Source organism: Nocardia sp. NPDC057272 (genome assembly GCF_042668615.1).
GTDB lineage: Bacteria > Actinomycetota > Actinomycetes > Mycobacteriales > Mycobacteriaceae > Nocardia.
This window is the reverse complement of sequence record NZ_JBHUYK010000001.1, coordinates 603,338-623,968: the sequence shown is the minus strand read 5'-3', so window position 1 is coordinate 623,968 and position 20,631 is coordinate 603,338. Positions and strand designations below refer to the sequence as shown.

Below are 20,631 nucleotides of genomic sequence, written 5' to 3'. Positions count from 1 at the left end.
ATGATCACGTCGCAGCAGGTTCGCGCCTTCGGCGCGGCACATCGAAGACCTCCGATGCTTCCAAGTGTCAAGCTGTGACTGGTTCTGGGAGGGGCTGCTGCAGGATCGGATGACAGGGTCACCTACCCCTGCAGCAGCCCCCTGCGATGGCGGTGTTGCTGCTCTCGAGCAGCAGCTTCGATGGGGACAGAGCAGCCTCGTGCCGGTGATCAGAAGTTCGACGCTCGGACCGACCGCACCTGCGATCGGGGTCGACCCGAGCGCCCGATGATTGCCAAAGGACAGCTACACCAGTTCTGGGCAAGTCTCTTCACGTCTGGAGCCATTCGAGATTCATCAGATCTTCGCGTAGCCAGAGCAGTGCAAGGTCGGTGGCGGGCGACTCGCTGCGGGTGTCGAAGCGACCATGATGGGTGGAGAAAGAGGGTTGGAAAGGGCTTAGTGCTGGTAGGGCGTCGAAGTATTTGACGTAGACGTGGTCGAGGATATCGCGGTCATCGCGGATTTCCTCGGATCGGTCGTTGTCGTTGAGGGTGATCGATACGCTGTTGTCGCCGCGTCGGCGACCGTCACGAGTTGGTGTGCCGACGGGTTTGAGGAACCAGGAAAACCCCGGTTCAACAGGCCCTGGGTATTCGAAAGGGCCCTTCTTCTGATCAGGGTGGTAGCCGATGTTTCCGTAGAACTGGACAGGCATCAATGCCAGGTGGCCGAGGGTGTCCCCGAATCGCGGGGCTAGGAGTTCACACAGTTCTCGATAGCAACGCAGCCCTGCTTCAATGACCTGTTGAACACGTTGTTGCATCATCGCTGGGCTGTAGCTATCCCAAGGATTTGAGTAGTCGGCGGCTATGTCCGGCGGCGGGTACAGCGGCACGACTGACTCTGCAGGTGAGGCATCTGGCAGATTCCAGGCAGCGCGCCGTTGCCGCTGTGCTTCGTTATACTCCTTCCGTACGATGCTCTCGACCTGTAAGGCCAGTTGCCTCGCGGTCGAGTCGAGGTAGTCGTCGATGTCGCCGGCGAGGTGACGTTGCATCACCGCCCACACCCAATTCACCCCGGTGGTAGGTCTTTCGGTGCGCATCTGAATGGTGCGGTCCGTGAAATCCAACGGGAATGAAGTCACGGACTCCAGTGGGTCGTCAGGAACTTCGTTGCTGATCAGCCAAGCCAGAGTCAGCCGGTTCCCACTGGGGTCTACAGCGAGGGTGATGCCACTCAGATCGGGGTCACCTCCGATCCGAACAGGGTAGGTCGCCTGTGCCAGGGGGCCGAGTCCCTCGATCATGGCAATCGCAGTGTCACGAAGCCGTCGGCCGATCCTTTCCCAGTCGTCGGGCCCGAAGTCGGGCCGGTGACGGGCGAGTCCTCCCGCGCGGCTTTCGCGGATCAACCAAGCCAAAGCACCAGGGTTCCAGCGGGCTACAGCCGCGATGATGGGATCAGCACGTTCGGGTTCACCTGCCGCCAGCACGATGGCGAGCACATATTTCCAGCGGTCGAATGCTTGCAAGGAGACCAGCAGTTCTTCAATGGACGCGGTGCCCTGTAGCAGAGCTTTGGCCGCGAACCACTGTTCGAAGGTAGCCAGCGAAAACGCGCAGTCGCGCCCACTGACAGTCAGCATCGGTGAGGTGCGTACCCGGGCTGCGACATCCGCAGTAGTGAACCGCTCCGGGTTGACCGGGCGGCCACCCTTGATGGTCTCCACAGCCAGTCGCTGCAACTGCTCGTAGGAGTCGTAGCCGACCTTCGTGATGACGTCGTCGATGACGAGATCGATCAATTCTGGAATGCCGGTTACTCCCGAAGCCGCTGAAACATGGCGCGCGACCAGCAGTGCGAACAAGGGCCGTTTCACGGCCGCGGCCAATGCATCGTTGAGCGGACCTACAGGCCTACCGGCCACTGCTCGCATCAGCCGCTCGGCCGCGTAGCCCGACAGCGGCAACACTTCGATCCGGTTCCGCTCCGGAATCCCATCCTGGGACCGTGAGGTCAGCAGCACCCGAGATCTCGGCCAGTCGGACACGAATTGCGCCGCTTGCCCGATGATCTCGGAGGCAGTCTCGGTTCGCTCGTCCAGCCCGTCGATCACTACATCCACGCCCACCGATTCCAGTTCGGCACGATCGCGCAACTGAGCAACGACGAGATCCTCGACAGAGGTCGTGAAAACGCGAGCAGATATCCAGACAGGTACCGGAGCCCGCTCATCTACCTCTGCACGATCGATCGAGACGATATGCCACTGCTCAGCGATGTCGGACTTACCGGATCCCAGCGGCCCGATCAGCGCCCGCATATGCCCTGAAGGAGGTCCCGTAACCAACTCATTCGGCAATTCGACCAGCACGTTCTGAGATCGGTTCACCTGTTCGGTGGTCAAGCCGGCGCCGGTACGGCGGATCTCACGCCGCGAGCGCGCAGCCATCCGCCGCCGCTGCAGAAATTCCCCTCGCTCCAGCGAGACTGTAGGCCGACCAGAATCCGCCGCAGTGTAATAAACAGCCCCGCCCGCCACGATCGTCGTGTTGCTCTCCCCCTGTACCAGAACCCGTTGCTCGGGCACGGCAGGTTCGGGTTCGGGATCGGGCTGTCCGGACCCCGGCGGTGTGGTCACGCCGTAGTGAGAGAGCTGTGAAGGTCCCCGTCAGCGATGCCTATCACCGACGTCAACGGCGTATCACCGGCAATCACGATCATGTTCGCAAACCTCACCTTCAGCCCAGGCCAACAGGCGATCAATCCTAGCCATACTCAGCCAGACGACGAACGACATCTCGACTACTTGACCGACTGATCGGAGTCGCGGTGTCCACCGTCAGGTGTGAGCCTACGATGGCCTCTGATAGGCGGCGGTGAGTCGCCAAGGAATCCGAGGAGGGGTAGATGGATCCGATCACGATGGCCGTGGGAACCGCAGTAGTGTCTGCGATGGCCACTGACGGCTGGGCAAAGGCCCGAGACGTTGTAGTGGGTTGGTGGCAGAAGATCCGCCCGAGTGATGCTGAACAGGTCAGCACCGAACTCGACCAGCTACGCAGCGATGCTGTCGCTGCCCTCAACAGCGGCGATACCGCAACCACAGAAGCTCTGGCTGGGGTATGGCGGTTGCGGCTACAGCGGCTGCTCACCGAAGATCCCGGCCTGCATGGAGACCTCGAACGGTTGCTGCGTGACGACCTCACCCCGCTGTTGAGTGCAGGGGATCAGAGCACCGTCGCCGCGATCACCCAGACCGCCAATGTCAAAGGCAAGGGCAACCTCACGGTGCAGGCTGGCGGCAACGCCACCGTCGCGCCGCCCGTATGACTGAAAACCCAACCACCTCAGGGCAGCCGGAAATAGGCCGCCCTGAGGTGACCGCACAGAAAGTGGCGGTCACCGGAGTTGACAACACCACCGTCGTCGTCGGCGGTGGTGCTCACGTCGCTGTCGTAAAAAATCAGTACGTCAACGCGGTCCCGGCGGCGCCGCTGGCATTGATCGATCTGGTCGAGGTGCGCGGTGTCGGCGATGAGTTGCCGTTTGTCACTGAGTTGGACCCGTACCGGTTGAAGGCCACTCCTTCGGTGTTCGGTGACAGCAACACCTACGGAACCGACGACCCGTATGTGCCACGTACCTACGCCGGGGTCGATGAAAAAGTCCGGGCGGCATTGGCCGGCGAACGGTTGGTGTTGCTGATCGGGCCGTCTAAAGCGGGCAAGACCCGAACTCTGTTTGAAGCTGTCCGCGATGAACTGCCGCAGGCTCAAGTTGTGGTTCCCGACCAGGTGAGCCTGACCGAACTGGCTGGATGCGGCCAGTATCGGGAACTGGCTGAGCCGGTGGTGGTGTGGTTGGAGAATTTGGACGAATTCCTCACCGCTGAACGCGCTCTGACACCGAGAGTGCTCGCGGCTCTCACTGCGCGGCAGGCCCGCACGATTGTGGTGGCGACGCTGCGCCGTGAAAAGTACGACGAGCTCAACATCGAGGGGGAGATGGCCAGCGGCATCCGTACTGTATTCGAGCAGGCCTGCCGAATTGAGTTGGAGTCGACCAGTTCCAGCCGACACGAGCAGCAAGCGGCGAAACGGTTGTATCCGGAACTGGACCTGACCCGGTACGGGGTCGGCGAAATGCTCGTCGGGGCTCCGTCGCTGCTGGCGTACTACCGTCGCGGACGCACCCCGGGGCAGGTCTCGACAAAGGCCGCAGCATTCACTGCGGTAGTCCAGGTCGTGATCGACTGGGCCCGGATCGGGCGTCCCGACCGGATTCCGGAGGACCGGGTCCTCGATTTGGCCCGCGAGGTGGTTGACACCGACTACAGCGGCTACGACATCACCGACTCCGAACTCGCCGACGCGATCGACCAGGCACGGCGGCCTTTCAACGATGCCGGCTTGACCACCGCGATCGACCCAGCATGGCTCATCGATCCCCGGATCCGCGCCTATCGCCCTTTCGACTACCTCCTCGCCGCCGACGACGGGCAACAGCACGAACCGCGGCCGATCCCCGACACATTCTGGATGCGCGCCACAGACGGTGCCTCCCCTGAAATTCTGTTCAGTGTTGCGAACAGTGCTTTTTTCCGGGGAAGCCACCTCATCGCGTACGGCCTCTGGCAACAGGCCGCTGGCGGCGGCAACCGCGACGCCATGTTTAACCTCGGTGTGCTGCTGGCACAGCGTGATGACTGTGGTGACCTCGCCGAGGCTTGGTACGAGAAAGCCGCGGAGGCTGGGCACTCCCAAGCAATGGTCAACCTCGGCGTGCTGCTCAAGCGACGTAATGAACTCGCCGAAGCCGAGACCTGGTACCGCAAAGCCATCGACGTCGGCGATAGCGGCGCTATGCACAACCTCGGGCTCCTGCTAAAGCAGCGTGGTGACCTCGCCGAAGCAGAAGACTGGTGGCGCAACGCCGCAGAAACCCGCCACCCCGACGCCATGGTCAACCTCGGAAACCTGGCCGCAGAGCGCGGGGACCTCGCCGAAGCAGAAGACTGGTGGCGCTACGCCGCAGAAACCGGCCACCCCGACGCCATGGTCAACCTCGGGATTCTGGCCGCAGAGCGCGGGGACCTCGCCGAAGCAGAAGACTGGTGGCGCTACGCCGCAGAAACCGGCCACCCCGACGCAATAGAGTATCTCGGAAACCTGCTCGCCCAGCGTGATGACCTCGCCGACGACGAAGCTGGTACCGGCGCTGGGGATACGAATGACTTGGAGTCGTGACGGCGACTATGACCCGGGGACTGGTCAGCGGCCCCAAATCCATGACGGTTCACCACTGAGCCGATCCATTGGAGGTGTTGAGCGTCGCGCGGTTCCTGGCCGGGCAGTTCATGGGAGACCACGGATAGAGGGGACCCCTCTCCGGAGTTTGGAACTAGTTCCTTAGTCCACCTCGTGAGGAACAGCTCGTCCGGGCGTCACCCGCTATCGTCCTATCGTCGTCGGTCCACGGGACGAACCCGCAGATCTCACCGGACCGCTGACGACGCTGCGACATCCGCTGCTCACCGGAGCGGGACCCATGGGACGATGCCACCCCATCAGGCACCATCGATGCACGTCGGGCGGATTTATGACAATTAGAGGGCAAGTGGCCACCGCCCACGCAGTAGTCTCGGCACCGTGACCAGCGGCGACAGTTTTGGTGAGCACATTGGTAACTCACCGGGTACGGGCTCACCGAGCCACAACCATGGTCTGGCCGCCAACGCAAACCTCCCCGCACCTCAGGTCTGGCCTGAAGTCGCGGGGAGGCGGGGGGAGCCTAGACGGTGAAGAAGCCAAGGGTGGGCATGAACGTGCAGGTGCGCGGTGCGGCGCCCTCGGCGGCGGTGGTGAGCGAACCCGAGATCACCGCGACCACGCGGCCGTGGCCGGTGTTCGCGATCGCCGACAGGGTGGCCGGACCGCCGGGGTTGATCTTGGCCTCGTCGGTCAGCGTCTGGATCGCGGACTGACGGGTGTCGAGGTTGAGCCACTGCACCGTCATCGGCGGGTTCTGCTCGCCGGTCGGGGCCTTGGTGCCGAGCGCGGTGAACACGAAACCGGCCTGTCCGGCGGCGGGGCCGGGCGGGGGCAGCTGCGCCGGACCGGCGACCGCGAGCGCGGTGCCGACCGAATCGGCGCCGTCACCGATGCAGCCCTTGCCGATCGTCGGGTACAGGAACTGCGCGATGGCCGGGCCGTCCTGCGGGAGCTCGGGACCGCCGCCGCCGCTGCCGTCGAGGAAGGTGATGATCCGCTCGAGGGTGGCCTTGATGGCGGGCGGCAGGTTCAGCGTGGCTAGCAGTACGCGCGCCTGATCGAGCAGGGCGGTCTGCGGGCTGGCGACGTCGGCGGGGCCTGCGACCAGGCCCGCCACGGCGGGGGCGAAGGCGGCTAGCGCGTCGACAGGGACGCCTTCCGGCACCATCGGGACGCTGATCGGCGCCGCCTGTGGGGCTGGCGCGGGCGCGGCGATAGATGCAGGCGCGGCGAGCATGGCGCCTGCCGCGATGGCGAGAGCGGTCGTTGCGATCCGCGATCCTCGGCTACGAAGCACTTGTCTAGCCGTCCTTACCTCGGTTTTGCGATGGGCGAGGGTTGTCGACCCCAACATGTCGGGGGTCACTCTAAGGACAACGCTGCCGTGTTGTACAGCCGCCGGGCCCTGAGCGGATCACCGGCCGAAACCATGTTCATCGACGCTAGCCCTGACCGGTGTTACACCTGGGGATGTTGATGCAAATGTTATCCATGGTGTCGGGGTGGCCGGTGGCCGCCGGTGACTCGCGGCCGCCTGGTTAAAGTAGCGGAGCACCGCGAAATGGCGCGCGACGCCACCCATCCGACCGAAAGCCTGGCCTTGAACCGACACCTCCGATGGGCTCTCGCGCTGCTCGGACTGTCCGTGCTCGCCAGGCTGGCCTGGATGCTCTTCGCCCCGAACGGGCTCAATGTCGTCGATCTGCACGTGTACGTCGACGGCTCGGCCTCGCTGCTCACCGATCGGCTCTACGACTTCACCTACTCCGAGGTGACGCCGGACTTCCCGCTGCCGTTCACCTATCCACCGTTCGCGGCGCTGGTGTTCTTCCCGCTGCACTATCTGCCGTTCACGCTGGTGGCGGTCGGCTGGATGCTGGCCACGGTGGCCGCGCTCTACGGCGTGATCCGGATCAGCTTCGAACTGCTCCTCGGCGCGGCGAAGGCGAAGCAGACGCCGTGGATCACCGCGGCCGTCGGCTGGACCGCGCTCGGCGTCTGGCTGGAGCCGGTGCGGACCACGATCGACTACGGCCAGGTCAATGTGTTCCTGGTGCTCGGCGCGATGCTGGCCGTGCGCAGTGCGCGGTGGTGGATCTCGGGCACCCTCGTCGGCGTGATCGCCGGCATCAAGCTGACCCCGGCCATCACCGGTCTGTACTTCGTGGCGCGGCGGCGCTGGGCGACGGTGCTGTGGTCGGCGGGGGCCTTCGGGCTGACCGTCGCTGTGAGCTTTCTCATCAATGCCCACGAGGCGAAGCGTTATTTCGGCACCCTGCTCGGCGACGCGGACCGGATCGGCCCCGTGGGTTCGGTGTGGAACCAGTCGCTGCGCGGCGCGCTGAGCCGCATCTTGGGCTACGACGTGCAGTCCGGTCCGTGGTGGCTGGCCGCGGTCGCGGTCACGGCGGTGCTGGCGTTCTGCGCGTGGCGCACCCTCGGTCCCGACGACCGGCTCGGCACCCTGGTACTGGTGCAGCTGTTCGGGCTGATGATCTCGCCGATCTCCTGGTCGCACCACTGGGTCTGGCTGATCCCGACCGCGCTGTGGCTGTTCTACGGTCCGCTGCGAGACGAGCGGGTGGCGCGGATCATCGCCGGGTTCTGGGTGCTGACGATGTTGGTGGGCGTGCCCTGGGTGCTCTCGTTCGCGCAGCCGACGATCTGGACCATCCCGCGCCCGTGGCCGCTGGCCTGGCTCGGCGCGGTCGACGTGATCGGCGTGTTCGTACTGCTCGGCTGGCTGATCTGGCGCGGTCGCGCGACCTTGCGCGCTCAACTCCCCGGCCGTCGCACGGCCGAGGTGCCCGCGAGCTGACGCTCAGCCGACGAGGTCGTCGATGGTGTGCGCCATCGCCGTATCGAGCGCGGTGAGCCCACCCGCCGAATGCGTACTCAGCGTGAAACGCAGTGTGCGCCAACGGATCTCGATATCGGGATGATGATCGGCAGCCTCGGCCGCGGTGGCGACCTTGCGGACGGTCTCGATGCCGGCGAGGAAACTCGGTGCCTGCACGGTGCGGGTGATCGCGTCACCGTCGCGTGACCACTCCGGAAGAGTGGCCAGCGCGATGGTGAGTTCGGGGGCGGAGAGCAACGGAGTACCCATACTTCGGTTGTACCCCTCCGCCTACTTGGCGCGCGCCAGCTTCAACGCCTTTTTGAGATCTTTACCGCACGTTCCGGCGGCCTCGGCCTTCTTCATCCGCATGATGACGACGGGGCATTTGAAGCAGCGCGTCTTCTTCCTGCAGCACTTTTTCTTCGGCTTCAGGCTCGAGACCTTCTTCGCCTTCACCTTGCCCATGGGAGTTAGCGTAACCTAAGTACAAAGCCTGACACGAGGTCGCGGCGAAGGTACCGGTAGGGTGTAACAGGCCGCGATGCCAGATGAATGCGCGCCAAATACATCAACAGCAGGAGGATTGAGGCGTGTCGTCTTCACGCGATTTTCGCAACGTCGCCATCGTGGCCCACGTCGACCACGGCAAGACGACGCTGGTGGACGCCATGCTTCGTCAGTCGGGCGCGTTCGCTGAGCGAGCCGAACTGGTCGACCGAGTCATGGACTCCGGTGATCTCGAGCGCGAGAAGGGCATCACCATTCTCGCGAAGAACACCGCCGTCCATCGCCATAACCCCGACGGTTCTCTCACCGTCATCAACGTGATCGACACCCCCGGCCACGCCGACTTCGGTGGCGAGGTCGAGCGCGGCCTGTCCATGGTCGACGGCGTCGTGCTGCTCGTCGACGCGTCCGAGGGCCCGCTGCCCCAGACCCGTTTCGTGCTGCGCAAGGCGCTGGCGGCGAAGCTGCCGGTGATCCTGGTCGTCAACAAGACCGACCGCCCGGACGCCCGCATCGCCGAGGTCGTCTCCGAGTCGCACGACTTGCTGCTCGACCTGGCCTCCGACCTCGACGACGAGGCCGCCGAGGCCGCCGAGCTCGCGCTGGATCTGCCGGTGCTCTACGCCTCCGGCCGTGAGGGCAAGGCGTCGAAGGTCGAGCCGGAAAACGGTTCCGCACCCGACGCCGAGAACCTCGACGCCCTGTTCGAGGTGCTGATGGACTACATCCCGGCGCCGAAGAGCAACAAGGACGCGCCGCTGCAGGCCCACGTCACCAACCTCGACGCGTCGGCGTTCCTCGGCCGTCTGGCCCTGGTCCGCATCTACGCGGGCGAGCTGCGCAAGGGTCAGAACGTCACCTGGATCAACGCCGACGGCGCCAAGACGGTCAAGATCACCGAGCTGCTCCAGACGATCGGTGTCGAGCGTCAGCCCGGCGAGGTCGCCGAGGCCGGTGACATCGTCGCCATCGCCGGTATCCCCGACATCATGATCGGCGACACCCTCGCCGATCCGGAGAACCCGGTCGCGCTGCCGCGCATCACCGTCGACGAGCCCGCCATCTCGGTGGTCATCGGCACCAACACCTCGCCGCTGGTCGGCCGGGTGCAGGGCCACAAGCTCACCGCCCGCATGCTCAAGTCGCGCCTGGATTCCGAGCTCATCGGTAACGTCTCGCTGCGCGTGCTCGACATCGGCCGTCCCGACGCCTGGGAGGTGCAGGGCCGTGGTGAGCTGGCGCTGGCCATCCTGGTCGAGCAGATGCGCCGTGAGGGCTTCGAGCTCACCGTCGGTAAGCCGCAGGTGGTCACCAAGCAGGTCGACGGCAAGACCCACGAGCCGTTCGAAGAGCTGACCATCGACTGCCCCGACGAGTACCTGGGCGCGATCACCCAGCTGCTGGCCGCCCGCAAGGGCAAGATGGTGCAGATGAGCAACCACGCCGCCGGCTGGGTGCGCATGGAGTTCATCGTCCCCTCGCGTGGCCTGATCGGCTTCCGCACCGTATTCCTCACCGAGACCCGCGGCACCGGCATCGCCAACGCCGTCGCCCACGGTTACGCCCCGTGGGCCGGTGAGATCCGCGCTCGCCACACCGGTTCGCTGGTGTCGGACCGCGCGGGCACCGTCACCCCGTTCGCGATGATCCAGCTGGCCGACCGTGGTCAGTTCTTCGTCGAGCCGGGCGCCGACACCTACGAGGGCATGGTCGTGGGCATCAACCCGCGTGCCGAGGATCTCGATATCAACGTGACCCGCGAGAAGAAGCTGACCAACATGCGCAGCGCCAACGCGGACACCTTCGAGACCATGGCCAAGCCGTTGCAGCTCGACCTCGAGCTGGCGATGGAGTTCTGCACCGAGGACGAGTGCGTGGAGGTCACCCCCGAGGTGGTCCGCGTGCGCAAGCTGGTGCTGGGCGCCAACGAGCGGGCCCGCGACCTGTCGCGTCGCAAGGCTCGCGACAAGGCCGCCGCGAACTAGTCGGCAGCAGTGTCGAACGGCGTCGGCCGGGTACCGGAAACGGACCCGGCCGACGCCTTTTCGTTGGCCTGATATCGGCCGGACGGCAGTGGATGGAGGGGTTGGGTAGAGTGCGCAAGGTGAGTCTGGGGCGGCGCGCAGGGTGGCGTGCGATGGTGCTGGCGATGATTGCCTCGACGGCGGTCGTGGCCGGTTGCACGGCGAATCCGCCACCGCCGATCGAGTCCTCCGACTCTCCCAAGACCACCCAGGCCAAGCCGGGCAAGAACACCGTCGTCGTCGCGATCGACGACATCGGGATCGGGTTCAACCCGCATCTGCGCTCGGATCAGTCGCCGGTGACCAGCGCGGTGAGTTCGATGGTGCTGCCGAGCCCGTTCCGTGCCGCGCCGAGCCCCGTGCATCCCGGTCTGGTCGACTGGGTGCCCGACACCTCGCTGATCGTGTCGGCCGATGTGACGGCCCAGGAGCCGTTCACCATCACCTACACCCTGCGTAATCAGGCCAATTGGTCCGATGGCGCTCCGATCGCCGCCGAGGACTTCCGGTTCCTCTGGCAGCAGATGATCAGCCAGCCCGGCGTGGTGGACCCGGCCGGCTACCGGCTCATCTCCGATGTGGCGTCCTCGGGGGGCGGCAAGACGGTGACGGTCACCATGACCCAGCCCTATCCGGCCTGGCGTGAACTGTTCTCGAATCTGCTGCCCTCGCACCTGGTGAAGGACTCGCCGGGTGGGTTCACCAGCGGGCTGGTCGACAAGATCCCGGTCTCGGGCGGCAATTTCACCATCAAATCGGTCGATCGCGGACGCGACGAGATCCTGCTCGAACGCAACGACCGCTTCTGGGGCACCCCGGCCTCCCCGGATCAGATCCAGTTCCGTCGCGGCGGCACACCCTCGCAGTTGGCCGAATCGTTGCGCACCGGCGACGCGCAGATGGCGCTCGTGCACGGCGGCGTGGCGACCCAGGCGCAACTGGCCGCGATCCCGTCGGTGCGGACCACGATCATGCCGCAGGCCCGCGAACTGCAACTCGCGCTCAACGGCCGTTCCGGCGATCTCGCCGATGTGCGGGTCCGCAAGGCGGTGCTCGCGCTGCTCGACCCCGCCCTGCTGGCGACCGTCGGCGCGCAGACCGGTGGGTGGGTAGAACCCGCACGCGCACAGGTACTTTCGCCGTCGAGTCCCGGCTATGTGCCCACCGCGCCGCCGCGGATGACCGCCGATGAAGCGTTCGCACTGCTGGCCGAGGCGGGCTTCGGCCGCGCACCGGAGGCGCAGCAGACCGGTTCGCCCACCTCGCCCGCGCCGCGCCCGCGCTCGGTGGCGCGCAACGGCAAGGGGCTGTCGGTGCGGATCGGCGCCGTCACCGAAGACGCGTCGGCGCTGGCCGTCGCCAACACCGCCGCCGACCAATTGCGCAGTGCCGGTATCGATGCCACCGTTCGCGGCCTGGCCGCCGATGAGCTGTACGGCAAGGACCTCACCGAATCCTCGATCGACGCCATCGTCGGCTGGGAGCTCGCGGGCGGCGACCCCGCCACCGCGCTCGCCTCACGCTACGGCTGTCCGCCCGTCGAGCCGGCCGGCGCCGAAGGTCCCGCGTTGGCCGCGGCCGAGGCGTATCGCAAGGCGCCCAGCAATATCGGCGGTGTGTGCGATCCGACCCTGCAACCCTCGATCGACGAAGCGCTGCGGGGGTTCGAGGTGCCGCGGATCCTGGCCGAATCCGAGCCACGGTTGTGGGAACTGGCGACCGTGTTGCCGATCGTGCAGGACAACGTCGTCGCGGCGGCCGGTCCGCGCGTCGACGGTGTGTCGCTGTCGGGCGCCATCCAGGTCGGCATCTTCGGTGATACAGCACAGTGGCGGAGGATCCCATGACCGAGACCGGCGGCCTGCTCCTGGTCCACGCCCACCCCGATGACGAAACCCTCACCACGGGCGGCACTATCGCGCACTACCGCCGCCGTGGTGTCCCGGTGACCGTGGTGACCTGCACGCTCGGTGAGGAGGGTGAGGTCATCGATGAACGGTGGTCGCGCCTGATCGCCGCCGACGCCGACCAGCTCGGCGGATACCGCATCGGCGAACTCACCGCCGCGCTGTCGGCCCTCGACGCGGGCGAGCCGTGGTTCCTCGGCGGTCCCGGCCGGTGGCGCGATTCCGGCATGGCGGGCACGCCGTCGGCGGCGAACCCACGGGCCTTCGTGAATTCCGGTGACGCCGCCGTCGACGCGCTCGTGGCGGTGATCCTCGAACTGCGGCCCCGGGTCGTCGTCACCTACGACCCGCGCGGCGGCTACGGCCATCCCGACCACATCCGCGCGCACGAGATCACCACCGCGGCGGTCGCGGCCGCTGCCGATCAGGGCTGGGACGTCCCCAAGTTCTACTGGACCGTCACCGACGGCGACCTGCTGCGCCAGCACACCGCCGCGCTGGCTCGCCGCACCGTCGATGAACTGCCCGGCGCGCTGCCCGCGGGCTGGCGTCTGCCGGTCGAGGCGGAACTGGCCGCCATGTCGACGAGCGGAGTGACCACCGTGGTCGACGTCTCCGACGCGGTCTCGGCCAAGCGTGCCGCCATGCGCGCGCACGCCACCCAGGTCACCGTCGCGCCGAGTGGCCGGGAATTCGCTCTGTCGAACAACATCGCGCTGCCGGTGCTGCCGGAGGAACATTTCAGGCTGGTGCGCGGCACTCGCGGCCAGGTGGGCGCCGACGGATTCGAGCACGACCTGTTCGCCGGTCTCGATTGAGTCGCTAGCCACAGGGTTGCCATCGCGGATCGGCGCGCGTGCCGGTACCGTTCCGGTGTCCGCGTTCTCGGGTGTTCTCACACGATGGGTGGCGTGTCATGACCGCTGTGGGTGATCGACCGGATCTCGACGCCGAGGACGCCGGGTATCACAAGTCCCTCGGCAGACGTCAGCTGATGATGATCGCGATCGGCGGGGCGATCGGCACCGGCCTGTTCCTGAGTTCGGGTGGCAGGCTGGCCAGTGCGGGGCCCATGCTGTGGGTCGTCTACGCGGTCTGCGGCGTGTTCGTGTTCTTCATCCTGCGCGCACTGGGCGAGCTGGTGCTGCACCGGCCCACATCCGGTTCGTTCGTCTCCTACGCGCGCGAATTCCTCGGGGAGAAAGCCGCTTTCGTCGCGGGCTGGATGTATTTCCTGAACTGGTCGATGACCGGCATCGCCGACTCCACCGCCATCGCGCTGTACTTCCACTACTGGCAGCCGATGACCTCGGTGCCGCAATGGGTGCTGGCGCTGATCGCCTTGGTGATCGTGCTGATCGTGAACCTGGTGAGCGTCAAGGCATTCGGTGAGCTGGAGTTCTGGGCCGCGCTGGTGAAGGTGACCGCGCTGTGTGCCTTCCTGGTGATCGGCACGGTGTTCCTGCTGGGGCGCTTCACCATTCGTGGCGAACAGACCGGGCCGCCGATGATCTCCGAGCACGGTGGCATGTTCCCGACCGGCATCCTGCCGCTGGTGCTCGTCACCTCGGGGGTGATCTTCGCCTATGCCGCTGTCGAATTGGTCGGTACGGCGGCGGGGGAGACCAAGGATCCCGAGAAGCTGATGCCGCGGGCGATCAACTCGGTGATCCTGCGGATCGCGGTGTTCTACGTCGGATCGCTGCTGTTGCTCGGACTCCTGCTGCCGTACACGTCCTATCACGCGGGGGAGAGCCCGTTCGTCACGTTCTTCGCCGCGCTCGGCGTGCCCGGCATCGGATCGCTGATGAACATCGTCGTGCTCACCGCGGCGTTCTCCAGTCTCAACGCGGGTCTGTATTCGACCGGGCGCATCCTGCGTTCGATGTCGATGCGCGGTAGCGCCCCTCGGTTCACCTCGGTGATGAGCAGCCATGGCGTGCCCTACGGCGGGATCCTGCTCACCTTCGGCATCGCGCTGCTCGGAGTGGTGCTCAACGGGTTCGTTCCGGATCAGGCCTTCGAGATCGTCTTGAATGTCGCCTCGCTGGGCATCCTGGCGTCGTGGGCCACCATCGTGCTCTGTCAGTTGCGGATGTGGCACCTGTGGAAGCGGGGGCAGCTCGAGCGGCCCGCGTTCCGGATGATGGGCGCGCCGTACACCGGCTGGGCCACGCTGGCCTTCCTGTGCACGGTGCTGGTCCTGATGGCGATCGACCGCCCGGTCGGCACATGGACGGTGGCGAGCCTGCTGCTGATCGTGCCCGCGCTGCTGATCGGCTGGCGGTTCTCCCGGGCGCGCGCGGCACAGCAGACCGCTTCGGCCGAATAGACTCACGCGCATGGTGACCGATCGCGATCAGCCCACCGCCGTGCTGCGGTCCGCACGCATCTCCGGCGTGGCGGATCCGCTGATCTCGGGTCTCATCGTCGTGCTGCTGCTGGTCGACGCGCTGATCACCCTGGCCGTCGAAGTGCTGTTCCTGCCCCTGTACATCGGCTCGCTGGCGTTTCCGGTGGTGGCGCTGTTCGCCGCACCCATCAACATCGCGCTGGTCTACGGCATGGAATCGGTGACCGACCGGATCGGCTTCACCTTCGCCCCGATCGTGGTGTGGGTCTTCGGGTTCCTGGTCTGCGCCTCGCGCGGCCCCGGCGGTGACATCATGCTCGGCAGTGACGGCCGCACCCTGTTGTTGTTCGCCTGCGGTGTGCTCGCGCCCGCGGGGTACATGTACTACCGGTCGAACGTCAGCCGGTAGCTTTCGTCTTCTGCCAGGGCCAGCGCCCGGTCAGTTCGAGTTCGAGCGAGTAGCTCAGGAACGTCCGCACCAGCACGATCAAGGCCAGCACACCCACACTGGTGAACGTCGGTGCGATGGCGACCGTGCGGATGATGTCGGCCGCGACCAGGAATTCCAGTCCGAGCAGGATCGCCCGGCCGAGCCCGCGCCGATAGGTGCTGTAGGCGAGCTCGAACTCCTCGTGCCCGGCCAACTGTCGCAGGAAGCGGACCGTGCCCACGAACGCGCCGATGACGATGGCCGCGACGCCCGCGGCGTCCAGCACCTTGCCCGCGTTCTCGATAACCTCGGTGAAATGCACGAATCACCCCTAGCGTCAGCGGCACGGCGATCGAATCGAACGCTACGCCGCGTCGCTGGCGTCCGCGCCGCTATCGGGCTCGGCGGGTCTTGCGGACCTTGTCAGCGTTTGCCGAGTCCGCCCGGGGTCACTTCTTCGATCAGGGCCGCGGCCTGATCGATCGGGATGTCGACCACCCGGTAGGCCTTCTTGCCCGCGGCGGTGGCCGCGACGACGGTGGCGAGTCCGCCCCGGCGCTGCCAGTAGGTCTGTCGCACAGTCCATCCGATGATGCCCGGCGCTTCGAGACAGTCCCGATTGCGGTCGAGGCTGCCGCGACGGGTGATCAGCCAGGTCGGGCCGGTGGTGCCGGGGAGCACGCGGTGGCCGAGGCCGCGGTAGCGGTCCTCGGCGAGCAGGGCCATGACGACGGCGAAGACCACCGGGAAGGTCCAGGCCCACGGTGCCGGCTGACCCCCCGTGAGCACGACGGCGAGCATGGCGACGACAACGATTCCGACGGGCCACGCGGCGCGGGTGTAGCGGCGACGGCGGGCGGCGGGTCCGTGCCTGCGCAGCTCGACGGTGCCAAGGGCGGAACCGGTGATCGGTTGTGGCGCGGCCGAATCGGCCGATGCCCCGGCCCGCGGGCCCCGGCGGCTGCGCAGTAGTTCGTCGAGGGTGCGTTCGACGGCGACGCGGGGCGCCTGGGGAAGGATCTTCTGGCGCGGGTTCTCGCCGGTCATGATCATTTCCAGCTGGGCCGCCCGGGCGGCGCGCAGCAGGAGCGGTTCGTTGAGGGTGGCGCCACGGAAGCGGGCCAGGTCGAGGGTGATCTGACGGGTGGTGAACAGTCCGTGGCGCAGGTGCAAGGTGGTGCCGTTGTCGAGCACGCGCAGGCCGAACCAGGTGGCGAGGTACTGGCCGCACGCGGCGAGGCTCACCAGCGCCAACGTCAGCACGGTCAACCCCGCGATGGTGATCGTGACGATCGCCGCGGTGTCGTCGTCGAGGTGCTGCACGACAGCGCTTTCCGACAGCACGTCGATCACCCCGTACTGCGCGCCGAGCCCGGCGATGGGTGCCACGACAGCCAGTCCGGTCAGCGACAGCGGCGCGTAGCGCACCCAGGCCGCCCGCCAGTGCCCGATCTCCACCCCGGACTCGGCGAGCGCGTCAGGGCGCGAAACATGGGGCGCTGCGGCCGCGTCGACGTGGTCGGGCGCGTGTTGGCCGGTGTGGGAGAGCAATTCGGCCCGCAGCGCCGGGATCTGACTCGTATCGAGCGCGTCGAGCTTGAACTCCTCGCCCTTGTCGGTCTGCTTGCCGGTACCGATCGCCAGCACCGCCAGCCCCAGCACCCGGTGCAGCAGGTCGGCTTCCACATCCACCGACCGGATGCGCGGCCTCGGCACCGACAGGGTCCGGCGCGCCACGATTCCACTGCGCAGCTGCACGTGATCGGCGTCGATCCGATACGACGTCGTGAACCAGCGCGCGACACCGAACGCCGCGACCAGCACCACCGGGATGAGACTCCACAGCGGGTTGCCGCTGGTCGTGCCGACGATGATCGAACCGAGCAGCACCGGAATGTATTTCATGATCTCGTTGACCGGATACACCAGCAGCATGCGCGGGTCGAGGCGCTGCCATTCGACGGGCTGGATCACGTCGCGTCCCCGCGGTGCTGCGCGGCGATCGCGGTCAGCCGCAGCACCGTCTCCTCGGCCACCGGCAGGTCGAGCGCACTGATCTTCACCGCCCCGGCCGACGACGCGGTGGTCACGGTGACCGTCGCCAGCCCCAGGATCCGTTCCAGCGGCCCACGCTCGGTGTCCACGGTCTGCACCCGCGAGATCGGCGCGACCCGTGACTCCTGATCCAGCCACCCCACCCGCGTGTACACGGCCTCATCGGTCACCTCCCACCGATGCACCGCGTACCGCCACAGCGGGATCACCACGACGGCGACCACCGCGAGCACCACGAGCGCCAGCCCGGCGAGCACCTGCCAGCCGCGGCGGTCCACGTCGAGCACCGCCCACACCCCGAGCGCGACGACCGACACCACCACGCCGATCGCGTTCTCCAACGCCCACAGCAGCTTGGCCTTCGAACTCGGACGCCAGGCCGGTTCGGCCAGGATGGTGGAACGCGGCAGTGACATGCTGCCCATGGTTCCATGCGCGTGCGACGGTTTCACCCCGTCGGGAATACGCGTGGTCACGGTGGAGGTTGTCGTCGGACAAGGACGACCACGCCGCGCCCGCCACGGGCCCGTGACCAGCCGACCACACGTCCGGGGAAGAAGTAGCGCATGATCGACGGGGTGACTGACCTTCCGAAGCCGAGCGTTCCGATGTCGCCGCCGAGTCCCGCCGCGATGCGACGGGCCCTGCGCCGAGCCCGCGACGGCGTCACGTTGAACGTCGACGAGGCCACCGTCCTGCTGCATGCCACCGGCGACGACCTCGCCGACCTGTGCGCCAGCGCCGCCAGAGTCCGCGACGCGGGCCTGGAATCGGCGGGCCGCCCACGCACGATCAGCTATTCGCGCAATGTGTTCATCCCGCTCACCAAGCTGTGCCGCGACAAGTGCCATTACTGCACGTTCGTCACCGTGCCCGGCAAGCTGCGCGCCGAGGGCAAGGGCATGTTCCTCGAACCCGACGAGGTGCTCGAGATCGCCCGCCAGGGCGCCGCCCTGGGGTGCAAGGAAGCGCTGTTCACCCTCGGTGACCGGCCGGAGGACCGCTGGCCAGAGGCCGCGCAGTGGCTCGACGAGCGCGGCTACGACTCCACCCTCGACTATCTGCGCGCCGTCTCCATTCTCGTGCTGGAGGAGACCGGCCTGCTGCCGCATCTGAACCCCGGCGTGATGAGCTGGAACGAGATCTCGCGCCTCAAGCCCGTCGCCCAGTCCATGGGCATGATGCTCGAAACCACCGCCACCAGGCTGTTCACCGACAAGGGCGAATGCCACTACGGCAGCCCCGACAAGGATCCCGCGGTCCGGCTGCGCTCGATCACCGACGCGGGCAGGCTCTCGGTGCCCTACACCACCGGCATCCTGGTGGGCATCGGCGAGAATCTCACCGAGCGCGCCGAGTCGATCATGGCGATCCGCAAGCAGCACAGGGAGTTCGGGCACATCCAGGAAGTGATCGTGCAGAACTTCCGCGCCAAGGACGACACCGCCATGCGCGATGTTCCCGATGCGGGCGTCGCGGAGTTCCTGGCGACCGTCGCGGTGACGCGGTTGCTGCTCGGCCCCGATGTTCCGGTGCAAGCCCCGCCGAACCTGGTGTCGCACAGTGATTGCCGGGCGCTGATCGACGCCGGCATCGACGATTGGGGTGGGGTGTCGCCGGTGACGGTCGACCACGTCAACCCCGAACGCCCGTGGCCGAATCTGGACACCCTGCGCGAGATCACCGAGGCGGCCGGGTTCACCCTCGTCGAGCGCACCTCCGCGCATCCGAAATACGTTCGCGCGGGCCATCCCTGGATCGATCCCCGGATCGGCGCGCACGTCGACGCGCTCACCGACCCCGCGACGGGCCTGGCCAGGCCCGAGGCCGTGCCGGTCGGCCTGCCGTGGCAGGAACCCGACGAGTCGTGGGATTCGGTCGGCCGTGTCGACCTGAACACCGCCATCGACACCGAGGGACGAAACACCGACAGCCGCAGCGATTCCGGGCTCGGTCAGGAAGTCGTCGGCGCGTTCGGCGACTGGGAGACGATTCGCGAACACGCCCGCGACCTGGCCGTCGTCGCGCCCGAGCGTCTCGATTCCGAGGTGCTCGACGCCCTGCGCGCCGCGGAGAAGGACCCGGCGGGTCTGACCGACGATCAGTACCTGGCCCTGGCCACCGCCGACGGCGCGAACATGGAAGCCGTTGCCGCACTGGCCGACTCGTTGCGACGCGAGGTCTCCGGCGACGAGGTCACCTATGTGGTGAACCGCAATATCAACTTCACCAATATCTGCTACACCGGCTGCCGCTTCTGCGCCTTCGCCCAGCGCAAGGGCGACGCGGACGCCTTCACCCTCAGCACCGACGAGGTCGCCGACCGCGCGTGGGAGGCCCACGTCGACGGCGCCACCGAGATCTGCATGCAGGGCGGCATCGATCCCGAGCTCCCCGTCACCGGCTACGCCGACCTGGTCCGCGCCATCAAGGCGCGGGTGCCGTCGATGCACGTCCACGCGTTCAGCCCGATGGAGATCGTCAACGGCGCCTCGCGCGGGGGCCAGAGCATCCACGACTGGCTGTCGGCGCTGAAGGAGGCCGGATTGGGCTCGATCCCCGGAACGGCCGCCGAGATCCTCGACGACGAGGTCCGCTGGGTGCTCACCAAGGGCAAACTCCCCACCTCGGCCTGGATCGAGGTCATCACCACCGCGCACAAGCTGGGCATCCCGTCGAGCTCGACGATGATGTACGGACATGTGGACAACCCGAAGCACTGGGTGGGCCACCTGCGGGTGCTGCGCGGCATCCAGGACGAGACGGGCGGCTTCACCGAGTTCGTCCCGCTCCCGTTCGTCCACCAGAGCGCACCGCTCTACCTCGCCGGCGCGGCCCGGCCGGGCCCCACCAACCGCGACAACCGCGCGGTCCACGCGCTGGCCCGGATCATGCTGCACGGCCGCATCCACAACATCCAGACCAGCTGGGTGAAACTGGGTACCCTCGGTACCCAGGCCATGCTCACCGGCGGCGCCAACGATCTGGGTGGCACGCTGATGGAGGAGACCATCTCCCGGATGGCCGGTTCCCAGCACGGTTCGGCGAAAACCGTCGCCGAGCTCACCGAGATCGCGGCGGGCATCGACCGTCCGGTCCGCGAACGCACCACCACCTACGGAGTGGTGGAAGCCAAACCGGCACCGTTGCCATTGGCTATCGGATGATTGTCAGTGTGAGTTAGGGCAGGCTGACCTGGGAGTAATGTGGGCGGTCGGGATAGTGTTTCGTGGGCGGAGTAACCCCGCAGGTGAG

At 66.8% G+C, this 20,631-nt stretch carries 16 protein-coding genes; 9 read left to right on the top strand and 7 right to left on the bottom strand.

What is annotated here, in order from left to right:
• Window positions 1-310: 310 nt before the first annotated feature.
• Window positions 311-2,626 carry a hypothetical protein gene (locus ACFULV_RS02810; protein ID WP_378652332.1) on the bottom strand — a complete coding sequence of 772 codons (2,316 nt, stop codon included), beginning with the start codon at window positions 2,624-2,626 and terminating at the stop codon, window positions 311-313.
• Between the two features lie 269 nt (window positions 2,627-2,895).
• Between ACFULV_RS02810 and ACFULV_RS02805 the strand changes: the two genes are divergently transcribed.
• The gene (locus tag ACFULV_RS02805; RefSeq protein ID WP_378652330.1) at window positions 2,896-3,318 is read left to right on the top strand and encodes a hypothetical protein; all 423 of its coding nucleotides are present in this window, start codon (window positions 2,896-2,898) and stop codon (window positions 3,316-3,318) included.
• Between the two features lie 47 nt (window positions 3,319-3,365).
• Window positions 3,366-5,234 carry a tetratricopeptide repeat protein gene (locus ACFULV_RS02800; RefSeq protein WP_378652327.1) on the top strand — a complete coding sequence of 623 codons (1,869 nt, stop codon included), beginning with the start codon at window positions 3,366-3,368 and terminating at the stop codon, window positions 5,232-5,234.
• A gap of 544 nt (window positions 5,235-5,778) precedes the next feature.
• On the opposite strand, the gene ACFULV_RS02795 is transcribed toward ACFULV_RS02800, so the two are convergent.
• Window positions 5,779-6,555, bottom strand: coding sequence for a hypothetical protein (locus tag ACFULV_RS02795; protein WP_378638191.1), 777 nt, complete (start codon window positions 6,553-6,555; stop codon window positions 5,779-5,781).
• Between the two features lie 264 nt (window positions 6,556-6,819).
• On the opposite strand from ACFULV_RS02795, the gene ACFULV_RS02790 reads away from it, so the two are divergent.
• Window positions 6,820-8,076: a mannosyltransferase gene (locus ACFULV_RS02790; protein WP_378652324.1), complete on the top strand. Its 1,257-nt coding sequence runs from the start codon at window positions 6,820-6,822 to the stop codon at window positions 8,074-8,076.
• A gap of 3 nt (window positions 8,077-8,079) precedes the next feature.
• Here the strand turns inward: ACFULV_RS02790 and ACFULV_RS02785 are convergent, their stop codons facing one another.
• Both ACFULV_RS02785 and ACFULV_RS02780 read right to left on the bottom strand, forming a co-directional pair.
• Complete coding sequence (locus tag ACFULV_RS02785; protein WP_378652321.1) at window positions 8,080-8,367, bottom strand: 4a-hydroxytetrahydrobiopterin dehydratase; 288 nt, start codon at window positions 8,365-8,367, stop codon at window positions 8,080-8,082.
• Window positions 8,368-8,388: 21 nt separating this feature from the next.
• On the bottom strand, window positions 8,389-8,565 hold the full coding sequence (locus ACFULV_RS02780) for a hypothetical protein (protein ID WP_194826542.1): 177 nt from the start codon (window positions 8,563-8,565) through the stop codon (window positions 8,389-8,391).
• A gap of 125 nt (window positions 8,566-8,690) precedes the next feature.
• Between ACFULV_RS02780 and typA the strand changes: the two genes are divergently transcribed.
• From typA to ACFULV_RS02755, 5 genes are all read left to right on the top strand, one after another.
• Window positions 8,691-10,592: a translational GTPase TypA gene (gene typA, locus ACFULV_RS02775; RefSeq protein WP_358064503.1), complete on the top strand. Its 1,902-nt coding sequence runs from the start codon at window positions 8,691-8,693 to the stop codon at window positions 10,590-10,592.
• 152 nt (window positions 10,593-10,744) lie between these two features.
• The gene (locus ACFULV_RS02770) at window positions 10,745-12,478 is read left to right on the top strand and encodes an ABC transporter family substrate-binding protein (protein ID WP_378638427.1); all 1,734 of its coding nucleotides are present in this window, start codon (window positions 10,745-10,747) and stop codon (window positions 12,476-12,478) included.
• Window positions 12,475-13,356, top strand: coding sequence for an N-acetyl-1-D-myo-inositol-2-amino-2-deoxy-alpha-D-glucopyranoside deacetylase (gene mshB / locus ACFULV_RS02765; RefSeq protein ID WP_378652318.1), 882 nt, complete (start codon window positions 12,475-12,477; stop codon window positions 13,354-13,356). Before ACFULV_RS02770 ends, mshB begins: the two co-directional genes overlap by 4 nt.
• Before the next feature lie 98 nt (window positions 13,357-13,454).
• Entirely contained in the window at window positions 13,455-14,870 is a 1,416-nt protein-coding gene (locus ACFULV_RS02760) for an amino acid permease (protein WP_378652316.1), read from the top strand.
• 10 nt (window positions 14,871-14,880) lie between these two features.
• A complete protein-coding gene (locus ACFULV_RS02755) occupies window positions 14,881-15,300 on the top strand; it encodes a hypothetical protein (RefSeq protein ID WP_378638206.1) in 420 nt (139 codons plus the stop codon).
• Here ACFULV_RS02755 and ACFULV_RS02750 read toward each other — a convergent pair.
• The 3 genes from ACFULV_RS02750 to ACFULV_RS02740 all read right to left on the bottom strand — a co-directional run bounded on the left by ACFULV_RS02750 (window position 15,290) and on the right by ACFULV_RS02740 (window position 17,792).
• Window positions 15,290-15,643, bottom strand: a complete 354-nt coding sequence (locus ACFULV_RS02750) for a DUF1622 domain-containing protein (protein ID WP_378638208.1) — start codon at window positions 15,641-15,643, stop codon at window positions 15,290-15,292. The genes ACFULV_RS02755 and ACFULV_RS02750 overlap by 11 nt on opposite strands.
• 101 nt (window positions 15,644-15,744) lie before the next feature.
• Window positions 15,745-17,256, bottom strand: a complete 1,512-nt coding sequence (locus ACFULV_RS02745) for a PH domain-containing protein (protein WP_378652460.1) — start codon at window positions 17,254-17,256, stop codon at window positions 15,745-15,747.
• Window positions 17,257-17,291: 35 nt separating this feature from the next.
• On the bottom strand, window positions 17,292-17,792 hold the full coding sequence (locus ACFULV_RS02740) for a PH domain-containing protein (RefSeq protein WP_378652313.1): 501 nt from the start codon (window positions 17,790-17,792) through the stop codon (window positions 17,292-17,294).
• A gap of 150 nt (window positions 17,793-17,942) precedes the next feature.
• On the opposite strand from ACFULV_RS02740, the gene ACFULV_RS02735 reads away from it, so the two are divergent.
• Window positions 17,943-20,543 carry a bifunctional FO biosynthesis protein CofGH gene (locus ACFULV_RS02735; protein ID WP_378638212.1) on the top strand — a complete coding sequence of 867 codons (2,601 nt, stop codon included), beginning with the start codon at window positions 17,943-17,945 and terminating at the stop codon, window positions 20,541-20,543.
• Window positions 20,544-20,631: the final 88 nt, after the last annotated feature.